A 25,710-nucleotide genomic window follows, 5' to 3' on the forward strand; every position below is an offset into this window, starting at 1 on the left:
AACAGCCCGTGCCCCGCGCTTTACGTCCCGCGGGGCAGAAACGCCCCCGGTGGGGCGTTTCTAGGGCGCGGCTTGGCGAATCCCTTCAGGCGCACCAAAAAATCACCTTGCAATGTAGTTTGCAAGGTGATTTTTTGTTTACTCTATTTCCGCTTTAAATCAGCTTCAGCAGCATATCATCGGTTGCGTCTGTGTACAGCCCTTTTGATAGCCGTTCGTTCCTCAGTCGATTTATGGTGGTTCGCATAAGGCGAATTTCTTCTGTGGAAAAAGTGGCTTTTTTATCGGCTGGGAGAGGATTGATTTTCAGTATTAGTTTTCCAACTTCTTGTGTGCTATGCCTAAGCGCCCTTTCACGGTAATAATAAGGAGCAAGCGCTTTCAGCAGAATGCTTTTGTTCGCGCGGGTCAGCTTGATTTTTCTCGTCATAATCCAATCGCCTTTCCGAGTTTTTGCTGTGCCTCGCGTTTGTTCTTGTCAAATGCGTGGGCGTAAATATCCAGCGTTGTACTCGCCTGTGCATGACCCAATAGACTAGCCACCGTGCGCACATCCACGCCCTGCGCAATCAGCAGGCTGGCGTTGGTGTGACGCAGGCTGTGCAGATTCAAGTCCGTCGGTAAGCCATTTTGTTTGAGAATTTTCTTGAATCGGAATGTAAAGGTGCTGGGATTCATCGGCTTGCCGTTAGGCTGGCGGAATAAGTAGTCATCCTCATCCACAGTTTCATTTGCTGTCTGCGCTCTATCCCACTCGCACTCTTTACGCCACGCTTTCAATAGCTGGCACATTTCCTTGCTCAGATATACCATTCTGTCACCGCTGGCTGTTTTCGGGTCTTTGGTAATGGACTCCTCGTGGCTCAGCTTTACCACCCCGCGCTGGATATGGATTGTACGTTTTTTCCAGTTAATGTCGCTCCACTTCAACCCACAGGCTTCACCGCGCCGCAAGCCTGTTGCCAGTACCAACTTAAAATAGGTTTCGTATTTCATACTCTGACCTTCAAACGCTGTAATCAACTTCTTGACAGTTTCCTCATCAGCCACGGGACGTTCTTTTTTCTTTCCTTTCGGCTTGTAGCACCGCCACGCGGGATTATGTGTCAGGTATCCCTCGTCCACAGCCGCCGACAGGATGCCGCACAGCGTGTTGTGTAAGCCTTCGACCGACTTCTCGGATAGATTTCCTCTGCCATCCAGACGCGGTGTGTGCCGCATTTCTTCGTAAAAATCACGGATAACCTCTTTACGCAAATCGGTCAACTTGTAGTTGCCCAGTGCTGGTAAAATCCTGCGGATGTCCTGTTCATCGCGTCGGAATGTAGAACCTGCCAGTTTCTTCGGTCCCACATCAGTTACCCAGTGTTCAATGTACTTTGCCAGTGTGATGCTGCGGTTGATGGGTTCAGGCGTATGCTGAACCTCGCGTTCAAATAGGATTGCCTGTTCCTTTACCCATTTCTCGGCTTGTTTCGGAGTATACTCTTTGGGTGGCTTGACCGTTTTCTGCACGGATTTCAGCCTGTTGCCCTCATAATCATACCCACGGGATACCACAATCAAATAGCTGTTACTGCCGCGTTTTCTAATAGACGCCATGTTTTGCACGCTCCTTAGTGTTATTTTTTGACCTGCGGTACTACAAAGCATACCGACAACTGCGACAGAAAGCTATCACCACACCCAACAATCTTTCACCCAAAATTCTACCTATTACTGACAAAAACGGCACCGCCATCTCTGACGGTGCCGCCTGCTTATTTAACCTGCTTTCTTGGCTTTTCTATTCTTATTTTTCATAAATGCAACATAGCACGGATTTTGGCTGTTCAGCAAATCTTGCATCAAGTTTGCGGCCTGCTGTTTCGCCACGTCCTGCGGGTGGCAGTAGGTGCGTTCCAAGAATGCCGTATCCGCATGACCCAGCAGGGATGCCGTCACCTGTTTGCTGGTGCCTTCCTGCAGCAGATAGGTTGCGTAGAAATGCCGTAGCGTATGCAGATGGTATTCCTCTGGCAACCCGCACTTTTTATACAGCTTGCGCAGATGCCGTGTAAAAGTATCCAGGTGCGGTACATGACCGTCGGGGTCAGTAAAAATTGACTGTTCTCTATCCGGAACACCGCTATGCAGCACCTGCTGCTGTCGCAGCGCCATCAGAAGTTCCCATATTCCTATGGGAATCGTTACGATCCGTTCCCGATGGCTCTTGGTGTCGCTCTCAACAATCTGCCCGGATGCGCAGCTGCGGGAACGGCGGACGGTCAGTTCACAAGCACCGGTTATGTCCCTCCATTGCAGAGCACACAGTTCCCCACGCCGCAATCCGGTCGTGATTGCCAGTGTGTAGTACGCCCGATACAGAATCGGTTCGTTCTGAATTGCCCGCATCAGTTTACCCATTTCATATTTCTGCGGAATATGCTGCACTTCATTCTCAAAATGCTTCTTGCGGACACGGTGCGCCGGATTGAATGGAATGATGTCATTTTTCTTGGCATCTTCCAGCACCGAAGAAACCGTTTCGAGATATTTCTGCACCGTGGTTTCCTTGATGCAATTTCCACCACGCCCCGGGCGCTTGCGCAGTTCCTCGCACATTTCTTCAAGCGTCATGGGCAACAGTTTTGCAAGCGGAATACCGCCAATCAGCGGGTAAACAATATCCAGATTGCGTTTGTACCCTGCGTAGGTGGTAGCCTTAAAGAACGGTTCCTGCCGCTTGAGCCAGTTTTCCGCGTACTGTTCAAAGTGGGTCTGGTCGCTTTCTTCTACGCCATACTTGAACTTCTTCTCGATGCGCTCCGCTTCAGCCATGACATACTGCTGAATGCCGCGCTTTGGCACAGATGATGGCACAGCGATGGTCTGCGCTTTCATGCGTTTCTGCCCATTGACCTTATAGCCGTTGCAGACGGTGATTTTGAATTTTCGTTCGGATTTTTTCTTAATGTAAGCCATTATACCTCCTTGCGATTGTAAAATGCACATCGTCATTTCAAATTTTCATCGTCATTTTTCTTTTTCGGTTTTGCGAAACAGCGCCATTCTTTACGATCATCGCGATTAACGCATATACGTCAATATTTCAGTTGAATTGGATGTTCACTATGGGGTTATGCCCCATATTTTCTGCTCCAAGGCTTGCCGAATGACGATGATGACGATGATGACGGTGTTTTTGAGATATCCCAGCCGGATAATTGCGTTATGTCGATATCATCGTCAGCACCGTCATCATCGTCATGACAGAACTCAAACAGGCGTTTTTGCTCAGTTCTGGTATACTTGTATTTGATACCGCGTGGAGTAAAAAGCTCATTCGCATACTCTGCCATTTTTCGGGTGAATTGATTGGGTTTGACTTCGGAAATACCAACAGCTGAGAGCAGTTCCGTTGCAGTCCCCTGCCACTTTCCGGCTTGCCCGACGTACTCCGCAACTTTCCAAAGGTATTCCGGCACGGCCTTCAGCCGCTGCTCCTCGGCGGTTTCTTCCTCGTCCAACAGCCAGATGCAGTTTTCCTCATGCAGATACAGCGTTCGCCTGTCCAAATCACGCCCGGTCAGGATAATGTCAGCATTCTTGCTCGTTCGCTTGCGCTGCATGACCCATGTGGTGTCCGCTGCGCCCATCAGACCATTGGAACCGGAAATCTGGTCGAATGGGTCAGATGCTGCCTGCTTACGCAGATGATGAATCAACAGAATGCAGATGCCGTACTTATCTGCCAGGGATTTCAGCGTGCTTACATCCTTGTAGTCACTGGCGTACATACTGCCACTTTGATCGCAGGAACGGACTTTCTGCAAGGTATCAATGACTACCAGCCCGGTATCCGAATGGTTGTAAAGAAAGCTGGTAATTTGTTCCTCCAAGCCTTGTCCGATACTCTGGCATTCGGTCTGCAGAATCAGCTTTTCCGGTGTATCCTCGCTGCCCACAAGCCGGAACAAACGGTCTTGCAGGCGGTTGAAGGTATCCTCCAACGACAAATACAGCACGGTGCGCGGTTCAATTTCCCGACCCCACACAGGCTTACCCTGTGCGACCTGCAGGCAAAGCCACAATGTCAGCCAGCTTTTGCCCGCTTTGCTGGGGCCAGCAAATAAAGCAAGACCAGCCGGGAGCAGGCCGGGAACAATCCACTTTACGGGCGGTAGCGGTGTAGAGAGCAGTTCTTCTGCAGTGATTGCTTTCGGAAGTTTCGTAAAAGTCATTTGCATCATCCTTTCTTGTTTGGTATACATCTATTATCTCATAGTATCGTAATTTTGCGTGTAGTAAGTTTTACTCTCTAGTGTTAAGTTGTACGGCTCGCGCCGTCCCACAGCCCCATAGACGCGCCAAATAGCGGCTTTGCGGGCAGCTTCGCGCTGTGTCCGATGCTGGACATCAGCCCCACACAGGGCGCGTTTGGGCGTGGTATGCGAGTGAATCAGGTTTGATTCACTTTTTCGGTTTTGATTCAAGAGAGTGAATCAGTTCTGATTCACTCTGGAGGTCCGCGGGCATAATGAACACTTCTTTTTGCCATTTGCTCATCTCCTTTTTGTTGCTTCGTATAACCGTTTTGAACACACCTTCCGGGGAGAAAAAAGAGCCCGGAGAACCTTACCGATTTGGTAAGGCCCTCCGGGCTCTTTCTATATTTTCTCTGTTTTATCCGGGCGTGGGGGTACACTTTCCCCGCAAATCTTGATGTGAATTCAACAAAAATCAAATAATGCGCGTAATAGCGTCAATCACGCGGTTATGTAAATAATAAAAGAAACCGCGTACATCAAAATAAATGCTGAAGAAAAATGTCTAATTTGCCGCTCGCCCCCAGACATGGGAACACAACAGGCAAGCCGCTGGCAGCGACCGTTCACTGACCTTGTAAGGATCTTACTGATTCCAATCCAAACGCCGTCACCCCATCTGACGCGTGGGGCAGCAGGAGTATCATTATGCCCTCTCCCCAGTCGTGGGTTATGGTCTGCCGTGACCATGCTGTGCGCCCCACCGGGAGAGTAAAGTACCTGTTATGCTGTGTATTCAGTTGTAAAGGTGCTGTGCAGAGATTCTCTGCAAATTCAGGATAACACAGAGTTCACCAGCCTGTCAATGGAAAGTGGCTATAATTGAGAAAATCGTAACATTTTTCAACTGCGGGGGGTTGGGGTTCACCCCAAAAATGCGTTGTGGATATCCAAACGCTATGCTTGCGTTACAGTTCGCGTCCCCAATTACTTCTTCCAAGATAAGTCCGAGAATTTGTTCTCCTCGTGATTGATAGCACCCTACATTAAAAGCATACTTCCCTCAGATTTTCCACTCCTCCTGCCAGCGGATGGTGGGCTTATCGCCCTCCCACTCAATGGGCAGCCAGACATAGCGGGCGATGCTCGTGTTTTCCATATGGGTCATCGGCTTGCCGGACAGTGTGCCCGCGGGGCGGATGCTGCGGTCGGGAATCCGCAAATCTGCGTGTCGGTCACCGGACATGGCCTTTTCCACCAGCTTGAGATACCGCCGCCCGAATTTCATCTGGTTGGGCTTTGGCTTCCAGCGGTCCGCCATTGCAATATATCTGTCCGTGCCGGGCAGGCGCAGCACGCAGGTGAACTGCCCGTAAAAGCTGGTGCCATCGGTATCGCCGATGCAGGGGTTGCCCAAATCGGTATACGTACCATGCCAATCCGTAAAAGTGCACACCCGGCTGGGGTTCGGGTAGTAGCCGCTGGTGCCGCTGGTAATCAGGTAGTGCTTGCCGCCGCGGGTAAAGTAGGTCGGTGCCTCGCGGGAGAACGGCGGGCACAGGCCGGTGTAATGTTCCGAAAATTCGCCGGTCACCTCGGTGTACGTATCGGAGAGCGTGGCCGTCACAACCTCAAAATGCGGGCGGTCAAAGATAAAATACGCTTTATCGGTGGTTTCGTCCACGGCCAGCGCAAAGTCACCGGTGTCCATATCCAAGGGCTTGTACACCTTGTGCACAAACTCATAGGGACCGGTAAAGGCATCGGCCTGCAGCACCGACATAAACTGGCTGGTCGCGCCGCACATAATTTTCAGCCACGCCACATACTTGCCGGTCTTTTTGCAGTAGAGAATATGCGGGCGATCCATGCAGTAGGTGGGGTGCAGCGGGCTTTGCAAATCATCGGGCTGCGGCGGGATAATCAGCCCCTTGTCCTGCCAGTTGTACAGATCGGCAGAAACATAGCACCGCACGCCCCAGTGCCACACCTTGTTGGCGGCACCGCCCACCGTGTGCTCTTTATTCTCGCCGTACCAATAATACCGTTGGTCGGCGGGATTGTAAAATACCGAAAATCCATGTGCCTGAATTGGCTTGCCGTCTGTGTCCAGCCAGAGCTGGCCCGGGCGGATGCTGTTATACTTCATACGCATACTCTCCTGCTTGTACCTGTTTTACGCTTCCGTCCGGCAGGCGGATCTCCGCCGTTGTATTGCACGGCACACAGAAGCTGAATTTTGTGCCGGTTTCTGTTTTTTCCCAGCGGCTGGTCACTTTGCCATAGGGGCTGGCATATTCCGCCTGTGCAAAGGTCAGCCCATCGCCCGGAACCGGGGCCAACACAAAGCGGTTTTCGGCCGCCACGCGGATACCGGCCACCGTGTCAAACAGCCACTGACAGACCGCGCCGGGAGAATAGTGGTTGCGACTGGCAGACCCTTCCCAGTTTTCCCAGACGGTGGTTGCGCCCTGTGCCACTTCATACAGCCAGCCGGGGCGCTCCGGGTTCAGCAGCATTTTGTATGCGGTATCCGCATACCCGGACTCGGTCAGCATTGGCAGCAGGAACGGTGTGGACAGAAAACCGGTGCTGACCCGGTACTGGTAGTTTTCCGCTGCCTGCTTCAGGCGCTGCTGTGCTTTGCTTTTCTCCGCGCCGTCCAGCAGGCCCAGCGCCAGCGGCCGGACCAGCTTTGCCTGACGGTCGGTGTCCAACTCGGCAAACTGGCGGTAGGCCTTCTGCGAGCCTTCCACGTAGGTGCGCCACAGGGCGGCATCGTCCGTTTCGCCCAGTATATCGGCGATTTCCGCCATCGTGGTCATCGTCAGGTGGAAGTAGGCCGTGGCTTCCTCGGTATGCTTGGGGCGGCTTCCTGCCGAAATTGCCTCGTTGAATTCCTTCGGCTCCAGCCATTCGCCAAGGTGCATCCCCTTCTCGTAGGTGTACGCGTTGTAGGGGTTCGCCTTGGCGGCTTTTTTGTCGCTTTGCCCCAGATGACCCAGCAGATACGCGGCGTAGCGCTTCATCATCGGCCAGCAGCGGCGCAGGATTTCCACATCGCCATACCGCTTATAATAGCGGTACGGCACCAGATATACGGCATCCGCCCAACCGACTGACTCGCCGGTGCTCTTGTACATCATCTCGACGCCGTTGTAGGGCAGCACTGCCGGAAGCAGGCCGTTTTCATACTGTGCGTCCTGCATATCGCGCAGCCATTTGGCAAAGAAAGGCGCGGTGTTCATCAGGTAAGCGCCGGTGTCAAAGAAAATCTGCGCATCGCCGGTCCAGCCCAGGCGCTCCCGCGTGGGGCAGTCGGTGGGCACATCCAGAAAGTTGCTTTTCATACTCCACCGCGTGTTGCGCAGCAGCTGGTTCACGCACTCGTCCGAGCAGTGGAAATCCCCGGTCTGCTCCATGGCGGAATAGACTGCAATCGCCGTGAAATCAGCCGGGTTCACCTCGTCGAGTCCCTCAACCTGCACATAGCGGAAGCCGAACACGGTAAAGCTGCTCTTGTAGCAGTCCCTCACGCCGGAGCAGATAAAGTCAATCTCCTGCATCGGGGTCAGCGCGGTTTCGCCGCTGACCTTGCCGGTCATCAGCTTTTTCACAAGACCCAGCTGCGTCCATTTGTCCGCGGGCTTTGTCTCCTGGATGGGCTGCAGGTTCACATGGCCGCTTTCGTCCAGCAGCTCGCCGCAGACAAGGCGCAGCCGCTGGCCGGGCTTGCCCTGCACGGTAAATGCCAGATACCCGGCGATATTCTGTCCGAAATCGAGGATTTTTGCCCCATCCTGTGCGATGCACAGCACCGGGGTGAACCGTTCCTGCTCAGTAACAGGCACGTTATCGGCGGGCAGCAAGGCAACGTGTTCCGGTGCGGACACCTCCAGCGCCGTACCGGCATAGCTGGGTTGGCGGCGGGCGTCAAACAGCTCGCCGTCCTTCAAATCGGCAAAGCGCAGGGGGCCGTCATTGCTCCAACACCAGTCTGCATCAGTGACGATGGTCTGGGTGTGGCCGTCTGCAAATACTACCTCCAGCTGCGCCAGCACGCTGGTCTGCCGGCCGTAGACGTTCGTCACGCCGTAGGCCGCCACACTGCCGCGGTACCAACCGTCCCCGAGGCGCAACTCCACCGTGTTCTCAGCCTGCAAAAGCGGCGTCGCATCGTAGGCCTGCACCTGTATCCGCTTGCGGTAATCGGTTGCGCCGGGGGCAAGGATAAAGTCCTCGACCCGGTGGCCGTTGATAGTCACATCGTAGACGCCGCGGGCGGTTGCATAGAGCCGCGCTTTCACAATTTCACCGTGCAGCGCGAATTTCTTTTGAAAGCAATCCACCGGGTAGCGCCGGTTTTTCTCCGGCTTGTAATTGCCGCTAATCCACTTGGCCTGCCAGTTCTCCGGGCTCAGCAGCCCCATTTCAAAGCGGGCAGTGGTTTCCTCACCGGGTGTGCCGTATTCGTCCCACAGGCGCACGCTCCAATCCAGAATATCGCGGCTGCACAGCGGCTTGCCGCCGTATGCAATCTGCGTCATATGGCCGGACTCCACCCGGCCGCTATCCCAGAGGGTTTCCTCACCCCGCCGCACCACCAGCTGATAGGCGGTCTGGGTGACGCCGCCTGTGCAGTGCCAGAAAAAGCGTGGCTGCGCGTTGCCCAGCCCCAGCGGGGCGGTCAGGTATTCCACCTGCAAATGTGTAGCTTTCATCGGGCATTTCCTCATTGAATCGTAATTTCTGCTTTACCGGTATGTTCACCGTCCGTTGCGGTCACGGTCAGCGTGCCGCTGTCGCCTGCCCGGACGATGGCCAGCGCCGCACCGTAATAGGTCGTAAAGCTGCCGGTGTGGTACTGCTCCTCGGTGCGGGGGTTGGCCGAACCAAAGGCCAACAGCTCGCCGCCCGCTACGGTCACAGTCAGTTTGCGGTCGGTGTTCGACTCCGTCACGCCGTTGGTGCCGGTCAACTGTACCGGGACATAGACAAGCTCACCGGCGTGTGCCGTGACTTTTTCGGGCTGTACCGCAATTTGCAGCGGGGCTTCGGCGCTGTGCAGCTCACTGCGGCCAAGCTCGCGTCCATCCGGGCCGTAGGCCGCCGCCGCCAGCGTGCCCGGCGCATACTTTACCTTGAAAACTGCCTTGCACCCCTTTGTGCGCGCCTTGGCGATGGATTTCCCGTTCAGGAACAGCTCCACGCTGGCGGCGTCAAAGTAGACCTCCACCACGGCTTTTTTGCCGTTGCAGCCGGACCAGCTCCAGCTGGGCAGGGCATTTGTGCCGCGCCATGTTGCCTTGGCCGGTTTTGTATCGTGGTTGATGGGTTGCACGCAGATGGCCGGGTTGTCCAGCTTGCCCCAAACAGCCGCCGCGTGGAACGCCTCGCCGTTCGGGTTGCCCAGAATGTCAAACGCGCCCACATCGGCCAGCAGCCACGGATACGGCTTGTCAAAGCCCTTGCCGTCCGGCGTGTAGGCCCATGCGCCAATGCCGACCTCGCCGAGGTAGTCCCACGCCGTCCACATAAAATCGCCGACCAGATAGGGGTACTGCTTGACCATTGCCCAGTTTTTGGCAATGTCCTGCGGGAAGGTCTCACTGCCCACCACCACGCGGTTGGGGTGGGCCTTGCCCTCGAGCGGGTAGCGGCCGGAGGCGTAGTTGTAGCCCGCAATGTCCAGCGCATCCAGCACCGGGGTAGTAATGCTATCGGCCTTTTTGCCGTTGGCACCCCTGTTCATACCGGGGCCGACCACCGAGGTAATCAGGTTGAACATCGTGCTGGACATTCCCTGCATTTTGCCGTCATCGGATTTTTCCAGCCCGCCCTCTTCCTTGTAGACGCCCTTGCCGTTGGCGCTGCGGGTAAGAATCATCAGGTTCATGCCGCCGGTCACAGCGCGGTTTGCATCAAGACTGTGCAGATAGTCCACCATCTCCTTGGCGGCCTGCACGCCCGCTGGCTTGGCGGGCTCGGAAACCTCGTTGCCGATGGAATACAGAATCACACTGGGGTGATTGAAGTCCCGGCTGACCATGGCCTGCAGATCTGCCATATAGTTTTCCTTCCAAGAACCGGCGTAGTCATGTACAGTTTTGTGGTTGTACCACATATCCCACGTCTCGTCCATCAAATAGACGCCGAGCTTGTCGCACGCCTCCAGCATGGCGCGGGAGCAGGGATTGTGCGCGCAGCGGATGGCGTTGAACCCGGCCTCCTTCAGCTTTTTCACGCGGCGGAGTTCGCTCTCGTCATAGGTGGCCGCGCCCAGAATCCCGCTGTCATGGTGGAGGCAGCCGCCGCGCAGCAGCGTTTCCTGCCCATTGATGAACAGCCCCTTGGCCGACCATTCCACCTTGCGGATGCCAAAGGTCAGCGCGGCCTCATCGCTGCCGTTGGTGATTTTTGCAGTGTAGAGGTTCGGTGCGCCCTCGCTCCACAGCTTGGCATTGGGGATGGTAAGCGTAAAGTCCGTGCCCTCGCCCTGCACCCCGGCTGCATCAAAATGAACCGGCGCGTCGCTTTGCACCCGGATGACGGTCGGGGCAATGCTCACCGTGCTGACACGCACGCTCTCGGGCACAATGCCGTCCTTGGGGCCGGTCCAGAGCCAGACCGGGCGGTAGATGCCCGCGCCGGAATACCAGCGGGAATCCGGGTGCTGTACGGCACATTCCACACGCAGGGTGTTTTCGCCGTCCTGCAAAAAGGCGTCAGCCTCCACAAAGAACGGAATGTAGCCGTAGGCCGCACCGCCCGCTAGCTTGCCGTTGATGTAGACCTTGGCGTCCTTATACACGCCCTCAAACTGTAAAAGCACGTGCTCCGCCGCAGGCCGCGGGAAGGTTTTTTCATAGGTAAAGCTACCGTCCGGGAAAAACGCCCCCGCACTGCCGCAGGCCGCCTTTGGGCCGCGCGGTTGTTGAATCATTGCATCGTGCGGCAAGGTCACAGCCTTGCCGTTGCAGCGCCAGTTATCGTTAAAAGAAACTCGTTTCATCGTACTATTCCTTTCTCATCAGCGGGTTACAGCCTTTGGGGCGTGCCCTCGGTAATGCCGCCCTCGCCAAAGCTATCCACGGCAAAGTAGTAGGTCTGGTCCTTGTTGAGCATCGTCAGCACAACGCCGGGCGTCTCGTATACCAGATAGCTTGCATACAGCTTATCCGGCGCGATGCCGTAACGGACATTGTAGCCGACGGCATAATCCGCCCGCGGCCATGAGAGCTGTGCTGTAGTGGCATCCATCCGGGCGGTGGTGACGGTTTCCACCGCTGCGGGCGCTTTGCCATGCGGCAGGCCAAAAACACGCAGACCGCTGAGGGCAAATTTCTCATGGTAGGGCAGTTCTTCCGCCGTCAGGCGTAGGTACCGCACCCGCACGCCAGCTTCAAAATACAGGCAGTCGTGTGCCAAATCGCTGTCAGCGCGGCGCTTGTCCTGCAATACGAACCACTCGTTTCCGTCCGTGCTGCCTTCCAGCAGCCAGCGGGTGCGCAAATTGCGGCCGGAGTCAATATAGCGGTTGCTGGTTTGAAGGTCGGAACGCTCCGCCCTTGGCTTTTTGAGGACCGGCACATCCACATCAGCAAAGTCAATCTGCACCGCGCATACCGTGTAGGTGCCGCCCAGATCCAGCTTGTACCATTCGCCCTTGCAACCCTCGGCGCACCAGCAGCTGCGGATATCCTCATTCAGGGCCAGCTCTACACCATGCCCCGCCGTGGCGGAGGATGCCGTGCCGGTCTTTTTGTAGCTCAGCAGCATCCATGCCGGGCGCAAGTTCATCGGGTCAAATTTGCCCTGCGGAAGCTGCAACGGCCAGTCGGCATAGTTCTGGTTGCAGTAGAGAATCCCGTCCTCGTCCACACCAGCCGGGAAAAGCCCCACGCGGCGCTCAAAGCTGGCATTTACCGAAATGCGCATTGACGCTGCGTGCCACCAGTTGCCGTAGGCGTCCTGAATCGTGCTGCCGTGCCCCGCACCGGTGATGAATCCTCCCGGCTTGGAGGACATGGGGTTGTGCTGCTGGTAGACAAACGGCCCCATCGGGTTTTCGCCGATATACACACCGTTTCCGTAGGTGGGAACCTCTGTAGCCGGGGCGGCATACTGCAGATAGTATTTGCCGTTGATTTTGCTCATGAACGCGCCTTCAATAAACGGTGCGTCCTTGCCGCGGCCGGATAGCTCCATCAATTTGTAGAGCATCCGCATGGCAAGGGTCGGTTTTTCCGCCTCCCGGCCCGGGAAATCCTGCCGTTCAAAGCCGTGCTCCTGCGGCTGGCCGAAAATCAGCGCTTTCTTTTCGCCAATCGCCAAAAAGGTTTTGCTGTCCAGCTCAATGCCGTAAATCGGGCGGCCGCTGTCGCAGCCCCAGTAGAAATACACCCGCCCGTCATCGTCCACAAAGGTATCCGGGTCCCAGAAGGCAAACGGCTCACTGACCTTCTCATAGGTGTCGGCGAAGGGGTCTTTTGTGCGCCATATCGTGCTGTGGTGGCGGTCAGAGGCACAGAAAATCAACCATTCCCCTGCCTGGCGTACATCCGGCGCGTAGTGGTACAGCTCCAGATTGCGGTTTTCGTGCCAGCTCCAGTGCAGCAAATCCTTGGAGTAGTAAAACCCCGCCGACATGGAGGCAAACAGATAATACGTTCCCTTAAAGAGAATCAGCGTCGGGTCGGCAACTTCCCGGTGCGCAGCCTTGCCGTAGTGCTGGTATTTGTATTCCAGATTCAGTGGGTTACAATAATAATCCATCATTTCCTCCCGAGAATCAGGATAAGAACGGCGGTTTTTCCGCCGTTCTTATCCTGATTTTTTACTTTTTCTTGGCCGCCTTGGCAGCTTCCTTCACTTTCTTTTCCGCCAGCTTGGCCTGATATTTGGCCTCTTCCTCGTCAAAATTCAGGCCCTTCTTGGCGCATCTGGCCTTCAGCTCCTCAATGCGTTTGGCCTCGGCAATTTTGTCCTGCTCGGCCTGCTCCATCGCCGCCTTTTCCTCGGGCGAGTAGTAGACCTCGCCGCGTGCCTCGGCCTCGGCCTTATGGCGGGCGGTAATATCGGCAGAAATCTGCGGCATCTTCTCCTCAACGTCAAAGCGAATCATCAGCAGCGAGCCAATCAGGTAGCCAATCATCGGCACGCCCACAAAGCACCACTTGAAGAAGGTCTGCAGCGCCGCGGGCTGGGTGATAACGTCAGCGGCAGAGGTCGGGGTAATGTAGCCCAGCCCACTGATACCGGCCAGCAGAATCGTCTGCGCCGCACCGGCTGCAACCGTGATGATAATGCTGTACACCGACGCAGAGAAGCCGTCGGCGCGGTAGCCGTTCTTCCACTCGATGTGGTCCAGCGCCTCGGCCAGCTGCGCAGCCATAACATAGCTTGGCAGTGCGCCGATGGACTTGATGACCAGACCGCTCAGAACAATGCCCATATTGCTGCCGCCCAGCAGCACAATCAGTGAGCCGATGGCCGCAATGCCGAAGCCGAACATCATCACATACCGCTTACCGAATTTGCGCACCAGCGGCCACAGCAGCACAAGGCCGATACCCAGCGGTGCCTGCCCAATCATGTTGACCAGCACCTGCTTGGCAGCACCGGAATCGACCGAATTGCCTAGTACCCAGTTGCAGTAATAAATCATGCCGTTGGTCGAAAGACCGTTAAAAATCTGGTAGGTCAGCCAGAAGCCCATGACAATCAACCAATAGGGGTCATTCAGGCAGGCCTTCATCTGCTGGGCAAAGCTAATTTTATTTTCCTCCGCGCCCTTACCTATGGGCGCTGCATCCTCGGTCACGCGCTCCTTGGTGAAGTAGTATTCCAGCAACGTTGCCGGGATGGCCAGCACCGAGAGGATGCTCATCATGGTAATCCAGGTTCCCTGTGAATCCGCGCCGACGCCAAAGGCGCGAATCATCAGCGGCATAACAATCGTAACCAGCATACCGGGAATCATCGTGGTGCCGGTGGAGTTCAGCAGCGCCAGTGTGTCGCGTTGCTTGGTGTTGCGGGTGGACAGCGGCACCATCAGGGAGTGGCTCATATTGTAGATGGTGAACGCCAGCGCAAAGAACAGGTTGTAGCTGACCACAATCCAGATGATTTTCACCGTGTAGGAGGCCTTCGGCACAGTGTAGAGCAAAATGCCGGTGACGGCAATCAGCACGCCGGAAATCAGCACCCACGGCCGCGCCTTGCCCTGCCTTGTGCGGGTATTGTCAATGATGCGGCCCATCACGATGTTTGTGGCAGCGTCCACAATTTTGGAAATGACCGGCATCAGAGTCAGAAACATACCGGTAATGCCCAGCACATCGGTATAGAACTGCGTCAGATAGGTGCTCGCAATGCCGTAATAGCACATATACAATAGACACGGGCCAAAGAAATAGCCCAGCCAACGCTCACTGTTCTGTGTGTTGGCCGATTTGATTTTAGAGTCAAAGAATTTTGACTCAAAGAGTTTTGTCAGCATGATACGCCTCCTGTTGTTTTTTGGGCCGTTCCTCATTTTGCAAGCAGCGCGGCGCGTTCTTTTGGCCGCAAGAACGCTTGCCGCCTGCTTGGCTCCTGCTCTATATATAACACAACGCACGCCGATTTGTATTTTATATATTAGCTAATAGTTTCGTATTTTAGCTATTCTATTGAAATGTAGCAAAAAAATGATTATAATGAACAAAAAGCAGAAGTCAAACCGAAGGGAGCCCTCTATGAAGCTGCGCAAAAATATTGATTATGGAAGGTTGCTGCAGGCCATCGGGCAATGCAGCGGCAATGTTATGCTGGTGACAACGGATGGCGACTGCCTGAACCTGAAATCCACGCTGTCGCAGTTTATCTTTGCCGCCGCAGTCAGCGGGCAGGTGCAGCTGCAGGATGCTGCTTTGCAGATAGAGAGCAAGACCGACGAAGCCATCCTGCTTCCTTTTCTTTGCGAGGAGTAAGCCATGCCGTATCAGGAAATGTATCTGCCGGTTTTTCAGGATTTGGTCTCCTGCTGTCAGGCGCTCTATCTCTGGACGCTGGACAGTAGCCTACATATTTTACAGACCAGCTGCCCCTGCGGCGAGCAGTTCTACCCGCTGGTGGTTCCCTATGCCCACAAGGAGGAAATCTGCACCCATATGCTGCAATACCGCAAGCCGGTCATTGTGACAAATAATCTGGGCCTTCTGTGGATTGCCGATGCTAGGTTTGACAAGAACGAGCTTGAAAAGCTGCACATTCTTGGGCCGTTTTTTATGTATGATTCCTCCGCAAACAAGCTGGAACGTGAGCTACGGCAGCGCAAGCTGACCCCCGCCCTGCTGGACCCGGCCATTGAATTTTTCCGCGCCCTGCCGGTCATCGGCCTGCCCCGCGTGCTGGAATACGGCATCCTTCTGCACTACTGCATCACCGGCGAAAAACTGACGCCGGATGATATCCGCTTCCCGGATGAGCAGCCGCAGGTTCTGTCTGAGGCCGAAATCCGAGGCAGCCACGGCACCTATGAGGCCGAGCGCGAGATGCTCCGCCTGGTGCGTGAAGGGGATTTGCACTACAAAAAGAAAATTCAGTCGATGTTCAACCAAGGGCAAATCGGCAATATCAGCGATGGGCAGGAGCTGCGCCAGCTGAAAAATATGATTATCGTGAACATCACGCTATTTTCCCGCGCCGCTATGGAGGGTGGCCTGCCGCCGGAAACCGCCTACACCATCTCGGACGGCTACTACCAGAGCGTTGAGAAAAGCCGTTCCATGCAAGCCATTATTGACATCAACAACGCCATGCAGGACGATTTTGTGCGCCGGGTGCATCAGTACCGCCAGAACGCAGCGTACTCCAAGCCGGTGCGCATCTGTATGGAGCAGCTCAGTTCCCGCATGGAGGAGCCCATCACAATCGAGAGCCTTGCGGCAGAGCTGGGCTATGCGCCCTACTACCTCAGCCGCAAGTTCCGCGCCGAAACTGGCCGCAGCTTCAAGGACTATCTGCGCGAAATCCGCCTGGAGCGCGCCTGCTTTTTGCTAGCCAACTCCGCAGAGCCGGTCATAGCCATCAGCGAAAGGCTGCAATTCTGTTCACTGAGCTATTTTTCGGATTCCTTCCGCAAGCGCTATGGCTGCTCCCCCAGCACCTACCGTGCCAACGCCGAAAGGCACGCGTAAAAGAGGAATTGTTACTTGTAAAGAAGTATAATTTCGTGTATGATATAGGCAACTACTGTATTAGTAGTCTTTTTTATGCCTAAAATTACGCGTCAGCGCGCATTGGATAATGCACTGGCCTCTTCCCGCATGGAGGGTTATCGTGCGGACGAGCAAACCCGCCGTGACTGCCTGCGCTTGATGGAGGGGAAAGTAGATGCACGCACTCTTGCTGCCGAGATTTTGGAACGGCGCAAGGCACAAAGAAATTAACACGATGGCAGACTATCAAGTAACTTCGTTGGCAAATGGGTGCTATCCCGGCACAAAGATTTTGATAAACAAACTGGACATTCGCAATCAGGGCGATTTAGATGCTGTGGAAAGTGCCATTGTTCCTGCCAAAGCAGCCTTGTGGGCAGAAAATCCGCCTGTTGATTCGTTTGATTTTGCGCACTACTGCACAGTACACAAATTTCTTTTTGAGGATTTATACGATTGGGCCGGCGTTCCACGCACAGTGGATATCTCCAAAAAAGGAACTCAATTTTGCCCTGCCACGCAAATCGAGTCTGTGGCACAGGCCATTTTCACGCATCTGAAAGAGCAAAATTATTTGTGCGGCATTTTGAATGGAAAATTATGTAGCCGGATTCAGCCGATACAGTCGGAAAATGCGGGGCGAAAACGTAACACACTCACTGTCCATATCTGCTGCAGGATATTGCCAGCCAGCAAGCAAGCACAACATTTGGTGCACCAAACGCCCACCTGTCAGAGATTTTCCCGTCCTGAAACCCGATGATTACGAAAAGACCCGCCGTGCAAATGCACAGCGGGTCTTTTGGAGAAAAAAGCAAATATGAGAATGTCAGAATTGATTAGGATTGTGCGGAATCTTCCACAGCGGAAAGTAATAGGTTATTGACGAGGAACAAAATCACCATCGCTATACCCAGCTTATTTTTTTGCTGCTTTGCGTTCTTTGCGGCTGGGCTTGAAGTGTTCCGGGTGCTGCTTCTGGTCGCGGATGCGCAGAACCAAGCGCCAGATATACAGTACAACCAGTGCATACAGAATGACATTCAGCACAGTAAACGGAATCTTCCACGGAGAAAGCCCCGTCTTATACACCGTGCCGGGAGCACAATTCTGTGTAGCGTTGGAGTTGGCCAGCGTGTAGGCGATATTGTGCAGTGCATTGCGCATGGCCCAACGGGCAGTTGCACTGTCATAATCGGTCAGCGTCCACATTGCAGGCATTGCCATGCAGAGGTACGCATCGCAACCGATACGCACACAGAGGTCACGCAGGTTATTGTCACTCCATACCCAGTAGTCAGAGATGACCATGCCGCGGAAGCCCCATTCGCCGCGCAGGACGTTGTTCAGCAGCGGGTAGCTGGTGTGACCGAATGTCAGACCCACACAGTTCTGGGCAGGCATAATGCCGGTGCAGGCGCGCATGACCTTGGTGGACGTAGCGCCGGTTTCATCGGCTGTATATTTTACCGTCATCTTGGCTTCTTTGATAGCAATCTCAAAGGCCTTCAGGTAAAGGTCGCGCATGGTCTGCTCGGTAGCCCATGTGTAGCACATGGAGGAACGGTTGGTTTCGGTCTCATTCAGCGCAAAGTGCTTGAGGTAGCAGACCATACCCTGATCCCCTGCACCGGAGATGCAGGCTGCGGCCAACTTGCCGGAAAGCACCGGGTCCTCGGAATAATACTCAAAAATACGTCCGGCGAACTGATTGCGGTGCAGGTTGATTGCCGGGCAGTACCAACCGGTAATCCCGTTTTGCAGTGCTTCCTGACCGAAGGCAGCGCCCACGGCGTACAGCAAATCTTCATTCCAGCTGGCGGCAATGACCGGGGCGAAGGGGAAGGAGCTAGACTTGGACATATCATAGCCGTTATCATTACCCTGTACCTTCAGTCCGTTTGCACCATCCTCCTGCACCGTTCCGGGGATGCCAAGGCTTTCAATCTGACCCAGCGCGTAGGCAGCGCCGGAATGGTTCATAATGATGCCGTCTTTATCTGCCTTCCAGTCAATCTGATTGAGGAAAGATTCCCACTTCTGGTCATCATAAGCAAGCCCGCGCATGGAGGCCAGCGTCAGACCGTTTTTTTCATCACTGGTGGGCTGGTCGGCATGATAGACGAGGCTGCCTTCCACATTACCGAAGGTCGGGTCGGTATTGACATCAAACCTGGAGTCAGAGCCCAGCTGAGAGGCGTACTCCTCGCTGATGGTCTTGGTGTTGTTTTCGGGTGCTTTTGGCTGGGTACCCTTCCAGTCGGCGCGGCTCAGGATGGTGGATTCACTGTTCATGTAGTCGCTGGAAGTCTGGAACTGGTTGGTGGCAGCCACAAAACTGCCGTTCATGGCCACGCCGGTGGCATTACCGTTATCGTCCAACTCGGATTGGGCATCCTTATCACTTTGGCGGATATGATCATCGTCACTGCCATCGTACCACATTTCTGTCAGGGACGTGGTGCGGGAGTCAATCACATCATGGCTGTTATTGCGCAGGGAGATTTCATAGTCGCCGTCCTCCAGCCAGTAGCAACCAGTAGTGCCGTCCGGATTCTGGTGGGTATAGCAATAGCTGGCCATGTCCTCCTTGGCAAAAGACAGTGTTACCGTCTCACTGGCGCCGGGGGTCAGCACACCCGTTTTATCAAACGCAATCAGGTTGGCAACGGGCTTTTCCACCTTGTAGGCAATATCTTTCTCTGTATAGGGGGCGTTGTAGTACAACTGCACAACGTCCTTGCCGGCGTAGGTGCTGCCGGTGTTGGTGACCTTTACCGTGACGGTAATCTTGTCGCCGCTGTCCTGATAATCTGTGATTTCCTGTGCAAAGGTCGTGTAAGACAGACCATAGCCGAAGGGATAGCAGACAGCGCCCTGCTCGACAAAGGCACCCTTGCCGTCCAGCGTACCGTAGACAAAGCTGTCATCCATAAAGTCTGCCGTTTCATAATAGCGGTAGCCCATGTAGAGATCTTCCTGATACTCAATGAACGGCGCATTGAATTTGCCGCCGTCCGTAAAGCTACTGCTTGTGACCGTTGCATTTTCATAGCGGTAATCGCCGAAATTCTGGTAGGTCGGGTCAGCAGTCAAATCGGCTGCATAGGTATCAACCGTGCGACCGCTGGGTGTCACATCGCCATCCAGCAGACCGGCCAGCGCGGTAAAGCCGCGCTCACCGGGGTGACCCACCCACAGGATGGCATCCGCCTCCAGATTGCCAGAGAGCAGCGGTGTGACCTCCATCGTAGCGGAGGAGACAAGCACCACAATCACATGACCGGTTTTTTCTTTCGCCGTGCGGATTGCCGCCTTTTCGTTCTCGGTCAGAGCCAGATAATGCGGCGTACCGTCTGCATACGCGTCTGTCTTTTTGTCACTGCCCTCCTGCCCTGCGCGGGTCAAAAAGACAATGCCGGTCGTACCGCTCACATCATCCATGCCCTCGTAAATGGCAGGGTCATACTCATACAGGAAGCTGTCGCCGCCCAGCATATTGCCGACTTCACCGGCTTTGCTGGTTTCCTCTGCCTCGCCCAAGGCTTCCGGAGAGCCAGCTGCCTTCATCTTATCCACTGCGGCATCGTTCAGCGTATAAACGCTGCCCAGCGCCTGCGCAGGCGTGACGGGATTCACCACCCACTTAGCACTGCCGCCGCTTGTCAGCTGGCCGTAAATCGGATCCAGATACCCGCGACCAAAGGGTGTCAGTGTACTGCCCTTTGCCAGCGGCAGAATTCCGTTATTTTTCAGCAGAACGCTGCCTTCTTCCATTAGCTGTTCTGCCACCGCGTAGGCTGCCGCGGCGGAATCGTCCGTATTGCTGTACAGCTCGGTGTAGTACTCTGTGTCCCATTCTGCGGTACCATCCGGTACAATCTTCTGCGTGGTTCCCTTTCCCAGATAGGTATCCAATGTAGAGGCAAGCATATTGGATACCACTGTCAGGGCAACACTCAGCAGCAATAGAATTGCCATCGGCAGTGCCGTCAGCGCAATGAAATTGCCGCTACGCATCCGCAGTTTTTTCGGTTTTTCAGTTTGCATAGTTTTTCCTCCTTCATACTGCTTATGCAGTTTTACAGGTTTCAGTGTACCAAAAAAGGACAGCCTTTTCTCAAAGCTGTCCTAAACTTATCATTTTTTGGCGTAACCTTATGGCAACACCGCACAATTCCCGCCTAACGGCTTAAGCACCGCTCCGGCGGCTGCGGCACGGCATCTGCGTTGCCACAAAATGCTCGCCAATGTCGGGTTGCGGTACCCGCATCGTGCTTCGGGAGCAAAAGCCCCTCGCACTCTGCGACCGCTGCCCCTGCTTCGGTTCGCTGTATCCGCCACTGGCGGCGCTCACCTTTGCAGCACAAAGTATTGTCTGTGCTTTTGGCTTAGCATCTGCCGCACCTCGCTCGCCGTATCGGCACTTAGAATTATGCGGTATTGCCTATGAAACCTCTGCATGGTTGGATATCGGCAGCAGTATTGACAGATGGAACAATTCATCTGCCGTAACTGTCATTTCACCGCCGTATTTTCGCACAATCATCTGAATCGAGCGTATTCCATAGCCATGCTCCTGCGTATCCTGTTTGGTTGTCCGGGGCAGTCCGTCCGCAAAATCGACCTTTCCGGCATAGGGATTTTCTACCAGAATCGACAGCATCCCCATGCGCTGGCGCACATTCAGGCTGATTATCCGCTCTGCTTCCTGCGGCAGCTGCACCACGGCTTCAATCGCGTTGTCCACAGCATTGCCGAATAGTGAGTAAATGTCCCCCGGTGAAAGAGCATCCAGACTGCTGCCGTCCACAATGCAGGAAAAGGTAATTCCCATTTTCTGGCACAGGAGGCTACGCTCGGTCAGAATCACATCCAGCGTCTCATTGCCGGTTTTTATTGTGCAATCGTAAATAGAGATGCCTTTTTCCAGCTGAGCCAGCTCCTCGCAGGTGATGGCATCCGGGTGGCTGCAGTACTGCGCCAGGCGGTGGCGGATATCGTGACATTTCGCATTGATTAAATCAATCGTTTCTTTATTTTGCTGATACTGGGCAATTTCTCTGCGGTGCAGCTGTTGAATAGTCTGAATTTCCGCCTGCAGATGGCTCTGCTCAAAGAATCCGCTGCGCAGAAGCAGCAAAAGCACACTGCAGAACATACTAAAAATTCGGGTGATCAGGGTCAGAGGCAGACTTTCGTCCTGATAATAGTCCCGGAAGCTGCTTAACAATAGCAGCAGACCGATGGTGCAGAGGGAAAGCAACCACACGTTTTTGTCCTGTATGCCGTTTTTATCGATATAGTTTGCCTGTCTGGCAAAAAGAAAATATATACATGCTGCAATGGCGGCAAAAATCCAAATCTCCACGAAGCGGAACACAAGCCCACCCAAAATCAAGTTATCAAAATCTTGGAAAAACAGGGCATATATGCACAAACAAACCTGTGAGCCGAAATGCTGATACGCGTACCCTGCCATTAAGCCAGTCAGTATGCAGCGGCGGGATTCTTCAAAAGTATTTCGAAGCAAGATGTAGTTTTCTGCCAAAAGAAATGCATAAATCAGGATAGACTTCCGTACAGAACCAATCAGCATTTGCATCGGAAGCCTGCCGATGGGAACGAGTACCGCCGCAAAGGCAATCAACGCGATTGTTATACCTGTGACCATCCTGGCAGCAAAGTACGGCTTTCTTGTATAACCGTGTGAAAACAGCAATGTACCCACCAAAAACTGAATCAGCGCCGGGGCATGAATTGCAAACAGAAACAGCGCATTGCCATGATAAAGTGTCTGCATTTCAAACACCACCTTTGGAAAGCAGGCGGCTGAGCTCCTGCAGAAATTCCTTGCGGCGCGGGTGGCTGATTTGCAGAACATCTGTTTCCACAGTAACGGTGTAACCATTCACGGCCCGTACATAGCGCGGGTTGACAAGAAAACAGTTGTTGCAGCGTAAAAATCCGTGGGGCTTGAGCTGGTTTTCGACATCAGTCAGACGACCACGCACCTCGACAACTTCCTGCGGCAGATGATACAGCAGCTTGTGACCGGACACCTCCACATAGCAGAGATCCGCTGTGCTGATGCGGCGGAAATTCTGCTTATCGGCAATCACAAAATCATATTGTCTACGAGCATCCAATGCACAGAGGGCACGTTTCATCTTGAAGGCAAAATCCGTGGCAGCCACAGGCTTCACAATAAAATCCAGCGCATCGACTTCGTAACCTTTTACCGCATACTGCGCCATATTGGTAATAAAAATCAGCAGTGCCTTGTCATCTTTTTGCCGCATCTGGCGGGCTGCCTCCATGCCGTTACAGCCGGGCAGCTCAATATCCATAAAGACAATGTCAACCCCCTGCTCGATGTCCTCCAGAAAGTTCTCGGCGCAATGGTAGGTTTTTATCGTCAGGTCTCGTTCTACTGTATCCAAAAGCTGACACAGTATATCCGCGTCCTGCCGTGAGTCTTCCACAACCGCAACTCGTACCATAGCACACCAACCCTGTTCATAGTAAGTAAAGGCAATGCCGCATAATTCTAAGTACCGATACGGCGAGCGAGGTGCGGCAGCCGCCGGATCGGTGCTTAAGCCGCAAGACGGGAATTGTGCGGTGTTGCCTAAAGTATATCGCAATTCAGAAAAAAAGTGAAGAGTCGAAAAGAATTACTTCACGAAAGACCAAAACTATTGTTATCCGCTCACCATTATCGACGATTTCTCGCGCTTTTCCATCAAAATAGCGCCCGGATTAAGCACAAAAAATGTTGTCATTCCGATGTTTCAAGAGGTGTTTTCCGAATACGGGCTGCCGGACTCTATCCTTTCCGACAATGGACCGCGGTTTGCCGGTTTTCGGAAAGGCTATACGAAATTTGAACGTTGGCTCATGGAATTGAATATTCCGCCGACTCACGGGCGAATCAAGCATTCCCCGACACAAGGAAAGATTGAGCGTTTTCATCGGACAATGAAACGGGAACTTCTGAACCACGCGTCTATTTAACCGCAACCAAGATTGGGACGAATTTTATCGTGTATTTTATAAGATCTGCCGCCAGTTCAATGTTGTCTGGCCTGCAGCGACTCCAGAAGTAAAAGCGTTTATTGAAGAAGCTGCCCGTGTGGCATTTGAACAGCAAAAAGCCCGCAAGGAGGGTCGAGACATTTCTACGGTACGGTCTTTCTTTTCAATTGTAGCTTACAATTTTGGGCAACAGATTGACCACCAACTGACCACCGGCAGTGATTTTTGCTGCCGGTGGTCAGTTTTTATCGTTGGCACATCGTTTTATATTACTCGTGATAGGTGTGGCAGAGCAGTGCAGAACCAACAAAAAAATGCAGTATATCATCAAATTGCGCGCTGTGTCGTAGTTCTCCGACCCGGAAGGCCAGAGGTTCGAATCCTCCCGGTCGCACCAAGAGCAGCACCTTATGGGGTGCTGCTCTTTTTGTTTTGCACGGATTTTACGGAGCAGTAAAAGAAGGGATTCGAACAGCCCGTGCCCCGCGCTTTGCGTCCTGCGGGGCAGAAACGCCCCGGTGGGGCGTTTCTAGGGCGCGGCTTGGCGAATCCCTTCGGACGCACCAAAAAGCGCATTGCAATGTGCTTTTGCAATGCGCTTTTTGTTTTAATGTTATTTAGGTTTAGAATAATTTTAGTAGCATATCATCTGCGGCATCAGTGTATTGCCCTTTTGCCAGTTGATCATTTCTCAACTGATTTATGGTACTTCGCATAAGGAAAATTTCTTCTGCGTAGAAACTTGCTTTTTTATCGGTTGGGAGAGAATCAATTTTCAGTATTAGCTTTCCAACTTCTTGTGTGCCATACCCAAGCGCCCTTTGCTGGTAATAGTAAGGTGCGAGTGCTTTCAGCGTAATACTTTTGTTTGCTCTGGTTAATTTGATTTTCTTCATCATAGTCCAATCGCCTTTCCCAACTTTTCCTGCGCCTTGCGTTTGTTCTTGTCAAAGGCGTGGACGTAAATATCCAGCGTTGTACTGGCCTGTGCATGGCCCAGTAGGCTAGCCACCGTGCGCACATCCACGCCCTGTGAAATCAGCAAGCTGGCGTTTGTGTGCCGCAAGCTATGCACATTCAAATCCAGCGGCAAGTTATTTGCTTTCAATATCAGCTTGAATCTGTATGTGAATGTGCTAGGGCACATAGGCTTTCCGTTCGGCTGGCGGAATAAGTAATCATCTTCAGATACGGTTTCGTTCGCGGTTTGCGCCCTATCCCATTCGCATTCTTTCCGCCATGCTTTGAGTAGCTGGCACATTTCTTTGCTCAAGTAGACCATACGATCACCGCTGCTGGTCTTAGGGTCCTTAGTGATTGATTCTTGGTGACTAAGTTTGACCACACCCCGCTGTACATGAATGGTACGCTTTCGCCAGTTGATATCGCTCCACCTCAGCCCACAGGCTTCCCCACGCCGCAGCCCGGTTGCCAGCACCAGCTTGAAATAGGTTTCGTACTTCATACTCTGACCTTCAAACGCTGTAATCAGTTTCTTTACGGTTTCCTCATCGGCTACGGGGCGTTCTTTCTTTTTTCCTTTGGGCTTATAGCACCGCCATGCGGGATTGTGGGTCAAATAGCCCTCGTCCACAGCCGCCGATAGGATGCCGCACAGCGTGTTGTGTAAACCTTCGACTGACTTCTCGGATAGATTTCCTCTGCCGTCCAGACGCGGTGTGTGCCGCATTTCCTCGTAAAACTCACGGATTACTTCTTTTCGCAAATCGGTCAACTTGTAGTTGCCCAGTGCTGGCAAGATTCTGCGAATATCCTGTTCGTCGCGTCGGAATGTGGAGTCAGCCAGCTTCTTCGGTCCAACATCGGTCACCCAATGCTCAATGTACTTTGCCAGCGTAATGCTGCGGTTAATGGGTTCCGGTGTATGCTGTACCTCTCGTTCAAATAGAATTGCCTGCTCCTTTACCCACTTCTCGGCTTGCTTCGGTGTATATTCCTTGGGTGGCTTGACCGTTTTCTGTACGGATTTCAGCCTGTTTCCCTCGTAATCGTACCCACGGGATACCACAATCAAGTAACTGTTACTGCCGCGTTTTCTGATAGACGCCATTGTTTTCAACGCTCCTTTGTATGTTTTATTGACCTCTGGTACTACAAAGCATACCGACAACTGCGACAGAAAGCTATCACCACACCCAACAATCTTTATGCTAAAAATTCACCTATTACTGACAAAAACGGCACCGCCATTGCTGACGGTG

Annotated in this window: 18 protein-coding genes; 4 read left to right on the forward strand and 14 right to left on the reverse strand. The window is 53.6% G+C overall.

The window, feature by feature from the left end:
- Window positions 1–154: 154 nt before the first annotated feature.
- From OGM67_08095 to OGM67_08135, 9 genes are all read right to left on the reverse strand, one after another.
- Window positions 155–430 (reverse strand): hypothetical protein, encoded by a 276-nt coding sequence (locus OGM67_08095; GenBank protein UYJ33556.1) that lies wholly within the window; start codon window positions 428–430, stop codon window positions 155–157.
- Window positions 427–1,602, reverse strand: coding sequence for a site-specific integrase (locus OGM67_08100; protein ID UYJ33557.1), 1,176 nt, complete (start codon window positions 1,600–1,602; stop codon window positions 427–429). The genes OGM67_08095 and OGM67_08100 overlap by 4 nt, the downstream gene beginning before the upstream one ends.
- 162 nt (window positions 1,603–1,764) lie before the next feature.
- Window positions 1,765–2,964: a site-specific integrase gene (locus OGM67_08105; GenBank protein UYJ33558.1), complete on the reverse strand. Its 1,200-nt coding sequence runs from the start codon at window positions 2,962–2,964 to the stop codon at window positions 1,765–1,767.
- Between the two features lie 155 nt (window positions 2,965–3,119).
- Window positions 3,120–4,253, reverse strand: a complete 1,134-nt coding sequence (locus tag OGM67_08110) for a helicase RepA family protein (protein UYJ33559.1) — start codon at window positions 4,251–4,253, stop codon at window positions 3,120–3,122.
- A gap of 1,057 nt (window positions 4,254–5,310) precedes the next feature.
- Entirely contained in the window at window positions 5,311–6,396 is a 1,086-nt protein-coding gene (locus OGM67_08115; GenBank protein UYJ33560.1) for a family 43 glycosylhydrolase, read from the reverse strand.
- Window positions 6,386–8,968, reverse strand: a complete 2,583-nt coding sequence (locus tag OGM67_08120; protein ID UYJ33561.1) for a glycoside hydrolase family 78 protein — start codon at window positions 8,966–8,968, stop codon at window positions 6,386–6,388. The genes OGM67_08115 and OGM67_08120 overlap by 11 nt, the downstream gene beginning before the upstream one ends.
- A gap of 11 nt (window positions 8,969–8,979) precedes the next feature.
- Window positions 8,980–11,259: a DUF4982 domain-containing protein gene (locus OGM67_08125; protein UYJ33562.1), complete on the reverse strand. Its 2,280-nt coding sequence runs from the start codon at window positions 11,257–11,259 to the stop codon at window positions 8,980–8,982.
- A gap of 26 nt (window positions 11,260–11,285) precedes the next feature.
- On the reverse strand, window positions 11,286–13,025 hold the full coding sequence (locus OGM67_08130) for a family 43 glycosylhydrolase (GenBank protein ID UYJ33563.1): 1,740 nt from the start codon (window positions 13,023–13,025) through the stop codon (window positions 11,286–11,288).
- 58 nt (window positions 13,026–13,083) lie between these two features.
- Window positions 13,084–14,748, reverse strand: coding sequence for an MFS transporter (locus OGM67_08135; GenBank protein ID UYJ33564.1), 1,665 nt, complete (start codon window positions 14,746–14,748; stop codon window positions 13,084–13,086).
- Between the two features lie 238 nt (window positions 14,749–14,986).
- Between OGM67_08135 and OGM67_08140 the strand changes: the two genes are divergently transcribed.
- From OGM67_08140 to OGM67_08155, 4 genes are all read left to right on the forward strand, one after another.
- Entirely contained in the window at window positions 14,987–15,220 is a 234-nt protein-coding gene (locus tag OGM67_08140) for a hypothetical protein (protein UYJ33565.1), read from the forward strand.
- Window positions 15,221–15,223: 3 nt separating this feature from the next.
- Window positions 15,224–16,429 carry a helix-turn-helix transcriptional regulator gene (locus OGM67_08145; GenBank protein UYJ33566.1) on the forward strand — a complete coding sequence of 402 codons (1,206 nt, stop codon included), beginning with the start codon at window positions 15,224–15,226 and terminating at the stop codon, window positions 16,427–16,429.
- A gap of 75 nt (window positions 16,430–16,504) precedes the next feature.
- The gene (locus OGM67_08150; GenBank protein UYJ33567.1) at window positions 16,505–16,681 is read left to right on the forward strand and encodes an antitoxin VbhA family protein; all 177 of its coding nucleotides are present in this window, start codon (window positions 16,505–16,507) and stop codon (window positions 16,679–16,681) included.
- 4 nt (window positions 16,682–16,685) lie between these two features.
- Window positions 16,686–17,213: a hypothetical protein gene (locus OGM67_08155; GenBank protein UYJ33568.1), complete on the forward strand. Its 528-nt coding sequence runs from the start codon at window positions 16,686–16,688 to the stop codon at window positions 17,211–17,213.
- Between the two features lie 155 nt (window positions 17,214–17,368).
- On the opposite strand, the gene OGM67_08160 is transcribed toward OGM67_08155, so the two are convergent.
- From OGM67_08160 to OGM67_08180, 5 genes are all read right to left on the reverse strand, one after another.
- Window positions 17,369–20,500, reverse strand: coding sequence for a glycoside hydrolase family 3 C-terminal domain-containing protein (locus OGM67_08160; protein UYJ33569.1), 3,132 nt, complete (start codon window positions 20,498–20,500; stop codon window positions 17,369–17,371).
- Between the two features lie 397 nt (window positions 20,501–20,897).
- A complete protein-coding gene (locus tag OGM67_08165) occupies window positions 20,898–22,253 on the reverse strand; it encodes an ATP-binding protein (protein UYJ33570.1) in 1,356 nt (451 codons plus the stop codon).
- A 1-nt stretch (window position 22,254) separates the two neighbouring features.
- The gene (locus OGM67_08170) at window positions 22,255–22,953 is read right to left on the reverse strand and encodes a LytTR family DNA-binding domain-containing protein (protein ID UYJ33571.1); all 699 of its coding nucleotides are present in this window, start codon (window positions 22,951–22,953) and stop codon (window positions 22,255–22,257) included.
- 1,158 nt (window positions 22,954–24,111) lie between these two features.
- Window positions 24,112–24,387 carry a hypothetical protein gene (locus OGM67_08175; protein ID UYJ33572.1) on the reverse strand — a complete coding sequence of 92 codons (276 nt, stop codon included), beginning with the start codon at window positions 24,385–24,387 and terminating at the stop codon, window positions 24,112–24,114.
- Window positions 24,384–25,559: a site-specific integrase gene (locus OGM67_08180; GenBank protein UYJ33573.1), complete on the reverse strand. Its 1,176-nt coding sequence runs from the start codon at window positions 25,557–25,559 to the stop codon at window positions 24,384–24,386. Before OGM67_08180 ends, OGM67_08175 begins: the two co-directional genes overlap by 4 nt.
- Window positions 25,560–25,710 lie beyond the last annotated feature (151 nt).

The sequence above is a fragment of the Oscillospiraceae bacterium genome (assembly GCA_025757985.1).
In the GTDB taxonomy this organism is placed as follows: Bacteria; Bacillota; Clostridia; order Oscillospirales; family Ruminococcaceae; genus Gemmiger.